Source organism: Streptomyces sp. NPDC012466 (genome assembly GCF_042955215.1).
Lineage (GTDB): Bacteria > Actinomycetota > Actinomycetes > Streptomycetales > Streptomycetaceae > Streptomyces.
In genome coordinates, this window is sequence record NZ_JBIBEQ010000010.1 from 41657 (window position 1) to 57309 (window position 15653).

12 protein-coding genes are annotated in these 15653 nt (G+C 70.0%); all 12 read right to left on the bottom strand.

Going from position 1 to position 15653, the window contains the following annotated elements:
• Positions 1-10 precede the first annotated feature (10 nt).
• Positions 11-1663 (bottom strand): glucose-6-phosphate isomerase, encoded by a 1653-nt coding sequence (gene pgi, locus ACFY9E_RS31590; protein ID WP_390989677.1) that lies wholly within the window; start codon positions 1661-1663, stop codon positions 11-13.
• A gap of 69 nt (positions 1664-1732) precedes the next feature.
• A complete protein-coding gene (locus ACFY9E_RS31595; RefSeq protein ID WP_390989679.1) occupies positions 1733-3001 on the bottom strand; it encodes an MFS transporter in 1269 nt (422 codons plus the stop codon).
• 123 nt (positions 3002-3124) lie between these two features.
• A complete protein-coding gene (locus ACFY9E_RS31600) occupies positions 3125-3460 on the bottom strand; it encodes an RNA polymerase-binding protein RbpA (protein ID WP_003957010.1) in 336 nt (111 codons plus the stop codon).
• Positions 3461-3668: 208 nt separating this feature from the next.
• Complete coding sequence (gene secG / locus ACFY9E_RS31605) at positions 3669-3905, bottom strand: preprotein translocase subunit SecG (protein WP_094052663.1); 237 nt, start codon at positions 3903-3905, stop codon at positions 3669-3671.
• Positions 3906-4000: 95 nt separating this feature from the next.
• Entirely contained in the window at positions 4001-4777 is a 777-nt protein-coding gene (tpiA, locus tag ACFY9E_RS31610; protein ID WP_390989681.1) for a triose-phosphate isomerase, read from the bottom strand.
• Between the two features lie 5 nt (positions 4778-4782).
• Positions 4783-5994 carry a phosphoglycerate kinase gene (locus ACFY9E_RS31615; RefSeq protein ID WP_390989683.1) on the bottom strand — a complete coding sequence of 404 codons (1212 nt, stop codon included), beginning with the start codon at positions 5992-5994 and terminating at the stop codon, positions 4783-4785.
• Between the two features lie 144 nt (positions 5995-6138).
• On the bottom strand, positions 6139-7146 hold the full coding sequence (gene gap / locus ACFY9E_RS31620; RefSeq protein WP_390989684.1) for a type I glyceraldehyde-3-phosphate dehydrogenase: 1008 nt from the start codon (positions 7144-7146) through the stop codon (positions 6139-6141).
• Positions 7147-7373: 227 nt separating this feature from the next.
• On the bottom strand, positions 7374-10328 hold the full coding sequence (locus ACFY9E_RS31625) for a M14 family zinc carboxypeptidase (RefSeq protein ID WP_390989686.1): 2955 nt from the start codon (positions 10326-10328) through the stop codon (positions 7374-7376).
• A 165-nt stretch (positions 10329-10493) separates the two neighbouring features.
• A complete protein-coding gene (whiA, locus tag ACFY9E_RS31630; protein ID WP_390989688.1) occupies positions 10494-11483 on the bottom strand; it encodes a DNA-binding protein WhiA in 990 nt (329 codons plus the stop codon).
• Complete coding sequence (gene yvcK, locus ACFY9E_RS31635; protein WP_390989690.1) at positions 11474-12553, bottom strand: uridine diphosphate-N-acetylglucosamine-binding protein YvcK; 1080 nt, start codon at positions 12551-12553, stop codon at positions 11474-11476. The genes whiA and yvcK overlap by 10 nt, the downstream gene beginning before the upstream one ends.
• Entirely contained in the window at positions 12550-13509 is a 960-nt protein-coding gene (gene rapZ, locus ACFY9E_RS31640) for an RNase adapter RapZ (protein WP_390989692.1), read from the bottom strand. The genes yvcK and rapZ overlap by 4 nt, the downstream gene beginning before the upstream one ends.
• Positions 13506-15632 (bottom strand): excinuclease ABC subunit UvrC, encoded by a 2127-nt coding sequence (gene uvrC, locus ACFY9E_RS31645; protein WP_390989693.1) that lies wholly within the window; start codon positions 15630-15632, stop codon positions 13506-13508. Before uvrC ends, rapZ begins: the two co-directional genes overlap by 4 nt.
• Between the last annotated feature and the right edge of the window lie 21 nt (positions 15633-15653).

The following is a 15653-nucleotide window of genomic DNA, read 5'->3' on the forward strand; positions in this document are numbered from 1 at the left end:
TCCGCGATGGTCACTGCCGTCCGCGCAGCTCCCGGTATGTGGCGACCAGGGCCTCGGTGGAGGCGTCCAGGCCCTCGACCTCCGCGCCCTCGGTCAGCGCGGGCTCGACGCGCTTGGCGAGGACCTTGCCCAGCTCCACGCCCCACTGGTCGAAGGAGTCGATGTTCCACACCGCGCCCTGCACGAACACCTTGTGCTCGTAGAGGGCGACCAACTGGCCGAGGACGGACGGCGTCAGCTCGGGAGCGAGGATCGTCGTCGTCGGGTGGTTGCCCAGGAACGTCTTGTGCGGCACCAGTTCCTCCGGCACGCCCTCGGCCCGCACCTCGTCCGGGGTCTTGCCGAAGGCGAGCGCCTGCGTCTGGGCGAAGAAGTTGGCCATCAGCAGGTCGTGCTGCGCCTTGAGCTGCCCGCTCAGCTCGCCGACCGGCCGCGCGAAGCCGATGAAGTCGGCCGGGATGAGCTTGGTGCCCTGGTGGATCAACTGGTAGTAGGCGTGCTGCCCGTTGGTGCCCGGCGTGCCCCACACCACCGGCCCGGTCTGCCACTCCACCTCGCGCCCGTCCCGGCCGACGTACTTGCCGTTGGACTCCATGTCGAGCTGCTGGAGGTAGGCGGTGAACTTCGAGAGGTAGTGGCTGTAGGGCAGCACCGCGTGCGACTGGGCGTCGTGGAAGTTGCCGTACCAGATGCCCAGCAGGCCCAGCAGCAACGGCACGTTGGACTCGGCGGGCGCGGTGCGGAAGTGCTCGTCGACGATCCGGAACCCGTCGAGCATCTCCCGGAAGCGGTCCGGGCCGATCGCGATCATCAGGGACAGCCCGATCGCGGAGTCGTACGAGTAGCGGCCGCCGACCCAGTCCCAGAACTCGAACATGTTGGCCGTGTCGATGCCGAAGTCGGCGACCTTCTCGGCGTTCGTCGACAGCGCGACGAAGTGCTTGGCGACGGCGGCGTCGTCACCGAGCGCGTCCAGCAGCCAGGAGCGGGCGGAGGTGGCGTTGGTGACCGTCTCGATGGTGGTGAACGTCTTGGAGGCGATGACGAACAGCGTCTGTGCCGGGTCCAGGTCCCGGATCGCCTCGTGCAGGTCGGCGCCGTCCACGTTGGACACGAAACGCACCGTCAGCGAGCGGTCGGTGAAGGCGCGCAGCACCTCGTACGCCATCGCCGGACCGAGGTCGGAGCCGCCGATGCCGACGTTGACGATGTTCCGGATCCGCTTGCCGGTGTGGCCGGTCCACTCGCCCGAACGCACCCGGTTCGCGAAGTCCGCCATCTTGTCGAGCACGGCGTGCACATCCGGCACCACGTTCTCGCCGTCGACCTCGATGACGGCGTCCCGCGGGGCGCGCAGCGCGGTGTGCAGCACGGCCCGGTTCTCGGTGGTGTTGATCTTCTCGCCACGGAACATGGCGTCCCGGAGCCCGAAGACGTCGGTGGCGGCGGCCAGTTCGCGCAGCAGCCGCAGGGTGTCGTCGGTGACGAGGTGCTTGGAGTAGTCGATGTACAGGTCGCCCACCCGGAGGGTGTACGCGGTGCCGCGGCCGGAGTCGGCGGCGAACAGCTCGCGCAACCCGACTTCGCCCAGTTCCTCACGGTGCTTGGCCAGTGCCGCCCACTCGGACGTCTGGTTGAGCCTGGTGCGGCCGTCTGCGTTCATCTCGGACTTCAGCCTTCTTTCCTGTCCTGCCTGCGTACCTTGCCCCGCTGCCGCTCCCAACCTAATTGATCAGCGCGTGGCATCGGCTGTCGTGGCGCCGTCCTCCGGCTCGACAACAGATACGTTCACCTTGAGCACGGGTATCAGCGCGATGACGGCGAGGACGAAGAAGGCGGCCGTCAGCAAGGGCGGGGTGTTCGGCCCCCAGGCGGCGGCGACGGCTCCGCCCAGCAGCGCGCCGAGGGGTACTCCGGCGAAGGCCAGGGTGCGGAAGGCCGAGCTGACCCGGCCCAGGAGCCCGGCGGGGCTGCGCTCCTGCATGAGGGTCGTCGTGTTGACGTTCCACACCATGCCGAGGAGCCCGAAGACGGCCAGAGCACCCACCAGCACGGCCAGGCTGCGTACGGTGCCCATGATGACGAGGAGCGCCGTCTGCACCGAGCCGGCGAGCAGCACCGACCGCAGCCGGCCGAGCCGCGCCACCAGCCGGCCGTTCACCACTCCCCCGGCCAGGCTGCCCAGGGTGAAGGCGGCGCCCGCCGCCGCGTATCCGGCGGGGCCGGCTCGGAGCCAGTCGGTGACGAGGACGACCAGCATGGCGATTTGGGTGCCCATGCCGATGTTGCACAGGGCCGTGGCGGCGCACAGGGCGCGCAGGGCACGGTCGCGCCACAGGGTCCGCAGCCCCTCCGCGATCTCCCGGCGCAGCGTGCTGCCCGTAGGTCTCGGCTTCCGGTCGGGCCCGGCGGCCGGCAGGGAGGCGATCAGCGCGGCGGCGACGAGGAAGGTCACGGCGTCGGCCGCGAACGGCACGGCCGTCCCGGCTGCCAGCAGCAGGGGCACGACGGGCCCGCCGACGAGTCCGCCGGCGATGCGCTGACCGGTCATCAGGCGGGCGTTGGCGCTGCCGAGCGCGTCCCGGTCGACCAGGGCGGGCAGCAGCGCCGTGGCGGCGTTGTCGAAGAGGGTCTGGAGGGTGGTGAGGGCGACGGCCAGCACGATGAGCAGGCCGATCGAGGCGTGTCCGAGCGCGACGGCCACCGCGAAGGCGGCGACCAGCAGCCCGCGTAATGCGTCCACCGTCCACATGGCCCGCCGCTGGTCCACCCGGTCGGCGACGGCCCCGCCGAGCAGGCCGAAGACGATCCAGGGCAGATAGCCGCAGGCCGTGACGGAGGCGATGAGGAGCGGATCGTCGGTCAGGGTGACGGCCAGCAGGGGCAGCGCGGCCGTCCGCAGCGCGTCGCCGAAGCTGGACAGCACGGCGGCGCTCCACAACCGTCCGAAGCCCCCGCGCCACGCGGGCGCGCACCTGCTCCCCACCTCGACCGCCGCCACCGCTCCCCCTCGTGGTTCGTCCGATGCACAAACCGTAGGGGGCACCACTGACAATCGGTCGGCGGCGAAGGCGGGGAGGCGACTCCGGCCGGGCACCCGCTGGTGCCCGGCCGGTCTCGATGTCTAGATCTCGCCCCGCAGTTTGGCGAGCGCCTCGGCGAGGATCGCCTCGCCGTCCGCGTCGCTGCGCCGCTCCCGTACGTACGCCAGGTGCGTCTTGTAGGGCTCGGTGCGCGGCGGGTCCGGCGGGTTGTCCCGGTCCTGGCCTGCCGGAAAGCCGCAGCGGGGACAGTCCCAGGTATCGGGCACCTGCGCGTCGCTGGCGAAGCTCGGCTGGGTCTCGTGTCCGTTGGAGCACCAGAAGGAGATGCGCAGCCGCGGCGCGGACTCGCCGCGCTCGGCCTCGCCCATCGGCCCCGCCCCGACCCGGCTTCCCCGGATCGCGTTGCCACTTGCCACGGTCGTAACTCCCTGCGTGATGGTGCCGCGAAGCGAGTCGGCGTTCCGCTTCGCTGCGAGCGCCTCAGTCTACGTAAGGCCCAACGCGCGTCCAGTGATTGGAGTTACAACCCTCACACCTAGACGCAAGCCCCATGATAGGCCGCGCTCAGCTGCGCGTACCGAACATGGGGCCTTACGTACGAGTTCCGTGCGGATTGCGGCTCGGTCAGTTGTTCACCTTCATCAGGATGCCGAGCACGACGATGCACGCGAACCACAGCAGACCGATCACGACGGTGATCCGGTCGAGGTTGCGCTCGGCGACCGAGGAGCCGCCGACGGAGGACTGCATGCCGCCACCGAACATGTCGGAGAGGCCGCCGCCCTTCCCCTTGTGCATCAGCACCAGCAGCATCAGCAGCAGGCTGAAGACGATCAGGGCGATCGAGAACCCCAAAACCACGGCTGGACCAACTTCCTCGGATTCGGACGGACGACGCGGGGCCCAGCACAGCGCTGGACCCCGCAAGGGTACGACGGATCGCCGCTACCGCATACTCACTGGTCGCGGAAGCGCACGATCTTGACGAACTCGTCGGCGTCCAGTGAGGCGCCGCCGACCAGGGCACCGTCGATGTCGGCCTGGGCCATGATCTCCGCGACGTTGCCGGCCTTGACCGAGCCGCCGTACTGGATACGGACCTTGTCGGCCAGCTCCTGCGAGTACAGCTCGGCGATCTTGCCGCGGATCGCCGCGCAGACCTCCTGGGCGTCCTCGGCGCCGCAGACCTTGCCGGTGCCGATGGCCCAGACGGGCTCGTAGGCGATCACGACGGTCTCGGCCTGCTCGGCCGGGAGGTCCTTCAGACCGCCCTCGACCTGGGCGAGGGTGTGGGAGACGTGGTTGCCCGCCTCGCGGATCTCCAGCTCCTCACCGACGCACAGGATCGGCGTCAGGCCGTGCTTGTAGGCGGCCTTCAGCTTGGCATTGACCAGCTCGTCGGTCTCGGCGTGGTACTGGCGGCGCTCGCTGTGGCCGATGGCGACGTACGTGCACTTCAGCTTGGCCAGCATGGGGCCGGAGATCTCGCCGGTGAAGGCACCGCCGTCGTGCGCCGAGATGTCCTGGGCACCGTACTTGATCTTGAGCTTGTCGCCGTCGACCAGGGTCTGCACGGAGCGCAGGTCGGTGAAGGGCGGCAGGACGGCGACCTCGACGGCCTCGTAGTCCTTGTCGGCCAGGGCGAAGGCGAGCTTCTGGACGTGGGCGATGGCCTCGAGGTGGTTGAGGTTCATCTTCCAGTTGCCCGCCATCAGCGGCGTGCGCGTGCTCATGTAGGTCAGTCCTCCAGTGCGGCGAGGCCGGGGAGCGTCTTGCCCTCGAGGTATTCGAGGGAGGCGCCGCCACCGGTCGAGATGTGGCCGAATGCGTTCTCGTCGAAGCCCAGGATGCGCACGGCCGCGGCGGAGTCGCCACCACCGACCACCGTGAAGGCCTGGGAGTCGAGGAGGGCCTGGGCGACCGCCTTGGTGCCCTCGGCGAAATCGGGGTGCTCGAAGACGCCCATGGGGCCGTTCCAGAAGACGGTGGCGGCGTCGACGATCTTCGAGGCGTACAGCTTGCGGGACTCGGGGCCGATGTCCAGCCCCATCTGGCCGGCCGGCATGGCGTCCGCGGCGACGGTGCTGGGCCTGGCCGGAGCCTTGGTCTTGAGGTCCGGGAACTCCGGCGCGACCACGACGTCCACGGGCAGGACCAGTTCGACGCCGTTCTTCTCGGCGCGCTCGATGTACTCCCGGACGACGGGGAGCTGGTCTTCCTGCACCAGGGACGTGCCGATCTCGTGGCCCTTGGCCTTGAGGAAGGTGAAGACCATGCCGCCGCCGATGAGCAGGCGGTCGGCCTTGCCGAGCAGCTGGTCGATGACGGCGAGCTTGTCGGACACCTTGGCGCCGCCGAGGACGACCGCGTAGGGCCGCTTGACGTCGTCGGTGAGCTTCCTCAGGACGCCGACCTCGGTGGCGATGAGGTAGCCGGCGTAGTGCGGCAGGCGGGCCGGGAGGTCGTACACGGACGCGTGCTTGCGGTGCACCGCGCCGAAGCCGTCACCGACGTAGACGTCCGCGAGGGCGGCGAGCTCGTCGGCGAAGGCGCCGCGCTCGGCGTCGTCCTTGCTCGTCTCGCCGGCGTTGAAGCGCAGGTTCTCGACGACCGCGACCCGGCCGTCGGCGAGACCGGCGACGGTGGCACGGGCGGACTCGCCGATCGTGTCGGTCGCGAAGGCCACGTCCGCCTCGAGAAGTTCGCCGAGGCGCGCGGCGGCCGGGGCGAGGGAGAAGGCCGGGTCCGGGGCGCCCTTGGGGCGGCCCAGGTGAGAGGCGACGACCACCCGGGCGCCCGCGTCGGCGAGGGCCTTGACCGTGGGCAGCACGGCGCGGATGCGGCCGTCGTCGGTGATGCGCGTGCCGTCCAGCGGCACGTTCAGGTCGGCGCGGACGAAGACCCGCTTGCCTGCGACCCCTTCGGTGAGGAGTTCGTCGATCGTCTTCATGAGGGGACTCTCCTGAAAGAGCTCGTGATCGCTCGAAAGCGCTCTTGATCGAACAGCTCTGATCTGTACGTGACTCAGGGCTCGGACGGCGCATCCTCGCGCCGCCCGAGCCCTGCTGTCACATGGCCGTGCCTGCTCGGTTGATCAGAGCTGGTTGCCGACGAAGACCGTAAGGTCCACGAGGCGGTTGGAGTAGCCCCACTCGTTGTCGTACCAGCCGATGACCTTCACGTTCTTGCCCTCCTGGACCATGGTCAGGGAGGAGTCGAAGGTGCAGGACGCCGGGGCGTTCACGATGTCGGAGGAGACGATCGGGTCCTCGGTGTACTCGAGGATGCCCTTGAGCTCGCCCTCCGCGGCCTTCTGGAAGGCGGCGTTGACCTCTTCCTTGGTGACCTCGCGGCCGAGCTCCAGCACCAGGTCGGTGACCGAGCCGGTCGGGACCGGGACGCGCATGGCCATGCCGTCCAGCTTGCCCTTGAGCTGCGGCAGGACCAGCGCGGTCGCCTTGGCGGCACCCGTGGTGGTCGGAATGATGTTCTCGGCGGCGGCACGCGCGCGACGCAGGTCCTTGTGCGGGAAGTCCAGGATGCGCTGGTCGTTGGTGTAGGCGTGCACCGTCGTCATCAGGCCCTTGACGATGCCGAAGTTCTCGTCGAGGACCTTCGCCATCGGCGCCACGCAGTTGGTGGTGCAGGAGGCGTTGGAGATGACGTGGTGGTTCGCCGGGTCGTACGTGTCTTGGTTGACGCCCATCACGATGGTGACGTCCTCGTCCTTGGCCGGAGCCGAGATGAGGACCTTCTTCGCGCCACCGGCGATGTGCTTCTCGGCGTCGGCCTTCTTGGTGAAGATGCCGGTCGACTCGATGACGATGTCGACGCCCAGCTCGCCCCACGGGATGTCGGCGGGGTTGCGCTCGGCGAGCACCTTGATGGTCTTGCCGTCGACCGTGATCGTGTCGGCGGTGTGCGTGACCTCCTGCTTGAGACGGCCCAGGATGGTGTCGTACTTCAGCAGGTGGGCGGTGGTCGCGGTGTCACCCAGGTCGTTGACAGCCACGATCTCGATGTCTGCACCCTGCTCCAGCAGCGCGCGGAAGTAGTTGCGACCGATACGACCGAAGCCGTTGATGCCTACGCGGATCGTCACGAACCGATCTCCTCGTTGGTACGCCGGCCACGAGGTGCCGGCGAGCTCTGTTTGGGATGTCCCCGACCGCCTACGACCCTACCTCTCGCAAGCCCTGGTAGTGACATCCAGATGCCTCATACACGGCAGGGCGGTCCGTACCCGCCAGTAGGGGTACGGACCGCCCACCACCGAGAGCGGGACCACTCGATGTCGCCGGGGGACGTGTTCCCTGTTGACCAGGGAAATCACCCGTCCAGGGAAGCGAGCGCCTTCCTCATCAGTGCCGCCCGGTCGGCAGCGCCGCCGACGTGCTCCAGGCCGAAGCCCAGCAGCACGGTGTCGTCCGTGGTGACGGCGCCGTACGTCTGGAACAGGGCGCCGGTGCGTGCCCAGTCCTTGAGGACGGCCGGGCTGCCCTCGGGCGGTCCGGCCACCTTCCAGGCGCCGAGCGAGGACTCGAAGCCCTCGGTGTCCTTCGCCGTGCCGCCGACGACGAGCGAGGCGTTGTCGGCGAGGACGCCGTGCCCGCCGCTGCCCGGGTCGGTGACGTAAGCGATCGAGACCTCCACCGTCCTGCCGGCGTAGGCGCTCAGGTCGAAGTTCACCTGCTGCCAGCCGCTGGAGGCGCCGGTGAGGCTGTTCCACGTGCCGGTGGTGCCGGTCGCGGTGCAGCCGTCGGCCGCCACGGTCAGGTAGTGCTTGAGCCAGGGGTGCTCGTTGACGTAGAACCCGCCCTGGCACTCCGTGGGCACGGCGCTCCTGGTGGCGCCGCCCGCCTCGGGAAGGGTGGTCCAGTCGTCGGCACCCGGGGTGTGGGCCTCGACGATGGCGTGGTCGTAGCCGGACTCCGTGTCCCACAGCAGCTGGGTACGCAGGGTGGGCTTGTCGGCCGCGGTGATACCGGTGAGGTCCACGGTGCGGGTGAGGCGCTTGTAGGCGTCGTCGGTGTGGACGGCGGCGGCCATCGACGAGCCCGCGAACGGGCCGTACGGGTTGACCGTGCCGGCGAACCGCCCGGCGCCCTTGCTCGCGAACTGCGGGAACTCGTCGGTGCCGAGCTCGTCCGAGGTCACGCTGTAGGTGCCGGCCTTGTCGAGCGGGTTGCCGGGGGCCGCGCCGAGCGGGCTGGTGACGCCGCCCAGCTCGCCGGTGCCGGTGAAGCCGGTCGCACCGGGGGTGGCGGTACGGGTGTAGGCGCCCAGGTAGTACTGGCTGAAGTCGTTCGACAGCGCGCCGCCGCCGAGGTCCACGTTGCCGCCGGCCTGCTCACCGGCCTCGATGAGCCGGCCGCCCTCGTTGAGGAAGGCCCGCAGCTGGAGCTGGGTGGCGATGCCCGGGACGCTCGCGCCCGTGTAGTGGACGACGGTGTCGAAGTGGCTCAGCACGCCCAGCGCGTCGGGTGCGCCCTGCTTCGAGACGTCCCAGACGATCGCCTTGCGGCCGCTCGCCTTGAGCGCGTCCACGTACGTCTGCGCCTGCGTGGCGGCCGCGCCCTCCTCGGCGACGACGAGGGTGTTCGCCCGGGGCCGCTCGGCGACGGTGTAGGTGAAGCGCTCGCTGGAGAGCTTCTTGCCGTCCTTCGCCTCGCCGGTGAACCAGACCTCGACCTTGTCGCCCGGCTCGCCGTCCTTGACCTTGGCCCGGTACTCGTCGAAGTAGAGGTTGTCCTCACCGCCGTAGGTCTCGCCGCCCTTCCAGGGCTTGAGCGCCATGTCCAGGGTGCGGCCGCCGTTGACGCGGTACTTGAGCTCCTTGTCGCGCACCGCCTTGCGTACGACGACGGAGACCTCCTGGTCGGCGCCGCGGGAGTACGACGTGGTGAACGCGGCCGGGGTGAAGTCGGCGGCGTTCAGGCCGACCGACGAGGACGGCCGGTCGGGACGGGCGGCGGACTCGGCGACGGAGAGCGCGAACGGGACGTTCTTGGCGAACTCCTGCTGGATCAGCCTCTCGTCGTCCGGGAAGGTGAAGACCGACTGGCAGTCGGCCGCCTTCCACTCGTCGTTCGGGTCGAGGTCCGAGACGGTCTGGCAGGTCGACATCTCGGGGGTGAACATCGCCAGCCCGTTGACGTTCGCCGCGTGGCCGTCCGCCTCGCCGTTGGTGGTGTACAGCTCGGAGGAGAGCTGCGGGTGGTAGCCGGGGATCGCGGAGTTGTCGGGCGTGCCGGCGAGCGCCTCGTACAGGACGTCGTCCGGGGTGTGCGTGGCCACCTGCCAGCCGACCCCGTAGAGGATGAGTTCGGCGGCGGAGTGGTAGTTGATGCCGTAGGTGAAGCCGATCCGCTTCTGGAAGGCGTCCAGGGCCTGGGTCTCCGGTTCGGAGTTCGGGCCGCCGCCGCGGTAGGTCTGGCTGGTGGGGTTGGGGGACGACCCCTCGTCGTCGTAGCCCCACTTGTAGGCGAAGTTGCGGTTGAGGTCGACGCCGTCGCCGGTGGTGATGGTGCCGTCGCCGTTGACGTCCCGCAGGTTCTTGCGCCACTGGCGGTTCGCCGGGTCCGCGAAGGTGTAGTCGTAGCCGTCGGGGTTGGCCGACAGCAGGAACCACAGTTCGGTGGAGTCGACGATCTTCTTGACGCGCCGGTCCTTCTTGTAGTTGTCCAGGTAGTGGTGCATCAGACGCCGTGTCATCTCCGGCGTGATCCACTCGCGCGCGTGCTGGTTGGACAGGTAGAGGACGGAGGGCTTGGAGCCGTCCTTCGTCTTCTTCGCGCCCTTGGTGAGCTTCAGCGCGAGGATGTCCTGGCCCTTGATGGTCTTGCCGATGGAGACGACCTTGGTGAGGTCCGGGTTCTCCTGTGCGGTGCGCAGGAGTTCCTCGCGCAGGCCGCCCTTGCCGCTGTACGGGCGGAACACACCCTCGGCGGCGTCCTCGACGCGGGCCTCGGCCCGGGTGGAGAGTTCATGCACGGTGAGGTCGACGCCCTGCTTCTCCAGCTTCTTCGCCTGCTGGTCCGTCAGGTAGACCTCGACGGTCGCGGTGCCCTTCTCGGGCACTCGCTCGCTCAGTTCGTGACCGTCCTGGCCGGCCGCCAGCAGCAGGGGTACCTGCTTGCGGGTGACGTCGGCGCGGAAGACCTTGACTTCGTCCGGGTCGGACGGGGTCGAACCACCCGGTTCTGCCTGGGCAATGGGTGCGAAGCTCGCTCCGCCGATCAGGAGCGCGCCGACAGCGAGGATCGATCTCGCTCTACGTCTCATGAACCCCCCTAGCGTGGGTCCGCCACAGCAGCGAACAGATGCCAGGCTCATGACAGACCATGATCGAGTCAAGGGCGCCTCACCGACACGCAAACACCGGTGCCGACCACCCAAGTGGGCGTCGGCACCGGTGTGATGACGGTCTGTGGGATCAGGTCGGTGACATCAGCCCACGAGATGGTCGGCCAGGTCCTCGCTGAGGTTGGCCTCCGTGCCCGGGATGCCGAGGTCGGAGGCTCGCTTGTCGGCCATGGCCAGCAGGCGGCGGATCCGGCCGGCGACGGCGTCCTTGGTCAGCGGCGGGTCGGCGAGCGCGCCCAGCTCCTCCAGGGAGGCCTGCTTGTGCTCCATCCGCAGCCGGCCGGCGGCGGCCAGGTGCTCCGGCACGTCGTCGGCGAGGATCTCCAGGGCGCGCTGCACCCGGGCACCGGCGGCGACGGCCGCGCGGGCCGAGCGGCGCAGGTTGGCGTCGTCGAAGTTGGCGAGCCGGTTCGCCGTGGCACGCACCTCGCGGCGCATCCGGCGCTCCTCCCAGGCCAGCACCGACTCGTGCGCGCCGAGGCGGGTGAGCAGGGCGCCGATCGCGTCACCGTCGCGGACGACCACCCGGTCCACGCCGCGGACCTCGCGGGCCTTCGCGGGGATCTGGAGGCGCCGGGCGGCGCCGACCAGGGCGAGCGCGGCCTCGGGGCCCGGGCAGGTCACCTCCAGGGAGGAGGAGCGGCCGGGCTCGGTGAGCGAGCCGTGCGCCAGGAACGCGCCGCGCCAGGCGGCCTCGGCGTCGCAGGTGGCCCCCGAGACCACCTGCGGGGGCAGGCCGCGGATCGGGCGGCCCCGCCCGTCGACCAGGCCGGTCTGGCGAGCGAGCTGGTCGCCGCCCGCCACCACACGCACCACGTAGCGCGAACCGCGGCGCAGCCCGCCCGGAGCCATCACGATCAGCTCGGAGCTGTGCCCGAAGATCTCCAGGATGTCCCGCTTGAGCCGGCGGGCCGCCATCGCCGTGTCCAGCTCCGCCTCGATCACAATCCGACCACTCACCAGGTGAAGGCCGCCGGCGAACCGCAGAATGGCGGAGACCTCCGCCTTTCTGCAGCAGGTCCGGGTGACGGGGAGCCGGGAGATCTCGTCCTTCACCGCTGCCGTCATCGCCATGGGCCGATCCTTCCATGCATCCGAAAAATACGGTCGTACGCGGCGGCCAACAGCTCCGGGTCGTGCCTCGGGGTGCCGTCGGGCCGGGCCACCGGCGCCAGCTCGACCGCGGCCCCGAACCGCTTGGCGGCATCGGTCAGGGAGTCACGGTCGGGCACGGCGGCCTCGTCGGCCAGCACCACGTCCAGGGCGAGTTTAGGGGCGTGTCGTCCCAAAACCTCCAAATGACGCTGCGGGGAGAAGCCCTCGGTTTCTCCGGGCTGCGGCGCGAGGTTCAGGGAGAGTACCCGGCGGGCCTTCGTCTGCGAGAGCGCGTCCAGCAACTGGGGCACGAGCAGGTGCGGAATGACCGAGGAGAACCAGGAGCCGGGGCCGAGCACCACCCAGTCCGCGTCGAGGACGGCCGCGACCGCCTCGGGCACGGCCGGCGGGTCGCACGGCACCAGGTGCACGGACTGCACCTCGCCCGGGGTGAGGGCGACGGTCGCCTGGCCACGGACCGTGTCGACCTCCTCCGGGCGGGCCGGGTCGTGGCCCTTGACCAGGGCCTGCAGCTCCAGCGGCACGGCGGACATCGGCAGCACCCGCCCCTGGGCGCCCAGCAGCCGTCCGACCAGGTCGAGGGCCTGGACATGGTCGCCGAGCTGCTCCCACAGGGCGACGATCAGCAGATTGCCGACCGCGTGCTCGTGCAGGTCGCCCTTGGACTGGAAGCGGTGCTGGATGACCCGGGCCCAGGTCTGGCCCCAGTCGTCGTCACCGCACAGCGCGGCCAGCGCCTTGCGCAGGTCGCCGGGCGGCAGCACGCCCAGCTCGTCGCGCAGCCGGCCGCTGGAGCCGCCGTCGTCGGCCACGGTGACGACGGCGGTGAGGTCACCGGTGATCCGGCGCAGCGCGGCGAGCGAGGCGGACAGGCCCATGCCGCCGCCGAGGGCGACGACCTTGGGCTGGGTGCCCCGGCGGCGCGGTCTGCCGCCCCGGGCCTCGGCGGGCCGGCCGCCCTTGCCGCCCGTGTTGCCCTCGGGCACCACCCGGCGCAGCCGGCTCAGCCGCGGAGTACGTCGTGTCATTCGCGTCCCATGTCCCGGTGTACGACCACCGTCTCCACGCCCTCGGCGGCGAGCCGGGCGGCGAGCTTCTCCGACATGGCGACCGAGCGGTGCTTGCCGCCCGTGCAGCCCACGGCGATGGTCACGTAGCGCTTGCCCTCACGGCGGTAGCCGGTGGCGACGAGCTGGAGGAGCTCCGTGTAGCGGTCGAGGAACTCCTTGGCGCCGGGCTGGTTGAAGACGTAGCCCGACACCTCCTCGTTGAGGCCCGTGTAAGGGCGCAGCTCCGGGACCCAGTGCGGGTTCGGCAGGAAGCGGCAGTCGACGACGAGGTCGGCGTCGACTGGCAGGCCGTACTTGTAGCCGAACGACATCACCGTGGCCCGCAGCTCCGGCTCCTCCTCGCCGGCGAACTGGGCGTCCATCTTGGCGCGCAGCTCGTGCACGTTCAGGCTGGAGGTGTCGATCACCAGATCGGCGTCGCCGCGCAGCTCGCGCAGCAGCTCGCGTTCGGCGGCGATGCCGTCGACGATGCGGCCGTCGCCCTGGAGGGGGTGCGGGCGGCGCACCGACTCGAAGCGGCGGACCAGGGCCTCGTCGGAGGACTCCAGGAAGACGATCCTCCGGGTGACGTTCTTCGCCTCCAGGTCGGCGAGGGACTCGCGGAGGTTGTCGAAGAAGCGGCGGCCGCGCACGTCGACGACGACGGCGATCCGCGCCACGTTGCCCTGGGAGCGGGCGCCGAGCTCCACCATGGTGGGGATCAGCGCGGGCGGCAGGTTGTCGACGACGAACCAGCCGAGGTCTTCCAGGCACTTCGCCGCCGTGGACCGCCCGGCTCCGGACATGCCGGAGATGATCACCAACTCGGGGATGGCCGCTTCCGGGACCGGGGCCTTCTCGTTGGGCGTGCCCGTACTCACCTGTGCTCCGTCTCCGGTCTGTTCTTGCTGCCCGTGGTGCTCGTTCACATTCATGTCTCCTGCCCCCGTCGTTCGTCCGGGGCTCCCGTCGTCACGGGTTCCCCACTGGAACCCATGGTGCCGGGTTCCTCCTCCATGATCTCTCCAGTCGCCGTGTTGACGGCGGGTGCGGCCGGGGCCGACCGGGCGAGTGCCACGGCGATCGTCTCGGCCGTCTTGCGACCTATGCCGGGGACCTCGCAGATCTGGTCGATGGTGGCGGATCGCAATTTCTTCAACGAGCCGAAGTGCTTCAGCAGTGCCTGCTTGCGCGTGTCCCCGAGACCGGGGACGTCGTCCAGGGGGCTGGAGCGGAAGCGCTTGGACCGCTTCGTGCGCTGGTAGCTGATCGCGAACCTGTGGGCCTCGTCCCGCACCCGCTGGAGGAGATACAGGCCCTCGCTGGTGCGGGGCAGGACCACCGGGTCGTCGTCGCCGGGCAGCCAGACCTCCTCCAGGCGCTTGGCGAGGCCGCACACGGCGATGTCGTCGATGCCGAGCTCGTCCAGGGCGCGCCGGGCGGCGGCGACCTGGGGGGCGCCGCCGTCCACAACCACGAGCTGGGGCGGGTAGGCGAACTTCTTGGGACGGCCGTCGTCCTCGGTGAGGGTGTTCGCGCTGGCGAGGGCGTCCGGGCCGGTGAGAGTGTCCGTACTGGTGAGGGGACCCTGGCTCTCGGCGGTCTCACCGTTCTCGGCGCTCCCCGCGGCCTCGCCGTCGGCCCACTCCCCCGTCTTCTCCTTCTCGGCGAGATAGCGCCGGAAGCGGCGGGTGATCACCTCGTGCATCGAGCGGACGTCATCCTGCCCGGCGAAGCCCTTGATCTGGAAGCGGCGGTACTCGCTCTTGCGTGCGAGCCCGTCCTCGAAGACGACCATGGACGCCACGACGTCGTCACCCTGGAGGTGGGAGATGTCGTAGCACTCGATCCTGAGCGGGGCGCTGTCCAGCTCGAGGGCGTCGGCGATCTCCTCCAGGGCGCGTGAGCGCGTGGTCAGGTCGGAGGCGCGCTTGGTCTTGTGCAGCACGAGCGCCTGCTGCGCGTTGCGCTGCACGGTCTCCATGAGGGCCTTCTTGTCGCCACGCTGCGGGATGCGCAGCGAGACACCCGAACCGCGCCGCGTCGTGAGCCACTCCTGGACGGGCTCGACGGGGTCGGGCAGGGCCGGGACCAGGACTTCCTTGGGGACGGCGTCCCCCGTCTCCTCGCCGTACAACTGCTGCAGCGCGTGCTCCACGAGGGCACCGGTGGTGATCTCCTCCACCTTGTCGGTGACCCAGCCGCGCTGGCCGCGCACCCGCCCGCCGCGCACGTGGAAGATCTGGACGGCCGCCTCCAGCTCGTCCTCGGCGACCGCGATCAGGTCGGCGTCGGTCGCGTCGGCGAGCACGACCGCGTTCTTCTCCATGGCCTTCTTCAGGGCCTCGATGTCGTCACGCAGCCGGGCCGCCCGCTCGTACTCCATGTCCTCGGCCGCCTCGCCCATCTGCTTCTCCAGGCGGCGGATGTACGTGTTCGTGCGGCCGGTCATGAAATCGCAGAACTCGTCGGCCAGTTCTCGGTGCTCGCCGGCGGAGACACGGTCCACACAGGGGGCCGAGCACTTGCCGATGTAACCGAGGAGGCAGGGGCGGCCGGTGCGGGCGGCGTTCTTGAACACACCCGCGGAGCACGTGCGCACGGGGAAGACGCGCAGCAGGAGGTCGACCGTGTCGCGGATCGCCCACGCGTGCGCGTACGGCCCGAAATAGCGAACGCCCTTCTTCTTGTGACCGCGCATCACCTGCACGCGCGGGTACTCCTCGTTCATCGTCACCGCGAGGTACGGGTAGCTCTTGTCGTCGCGGTACTTGACGTTGAACCGGGGGTCGTACTCCTTGATCCACGAGTACTCCAGCTGGAGCGCCTCGACCTCCGTGGACACCACCGTCCACTCCACGGACGCGGCCGTGGTGACCATGGAGCGGGTGCGCGGGTGCAGGCCCGCCAGGTCCTGGAAGTAGTTCGCCAGGCGCTGGCGCAGGCTCTTCGCCTTTCCGACGTAGATCACCCGGCGGTGCTCGTCACGGAACCTGTACACCCCCGGTGAGTCGGGGATCTCACCCGGTTTGGGGCGGTAGCTGGAGGGGTCGGCCATGTCTCACACCCTACTGGCGGG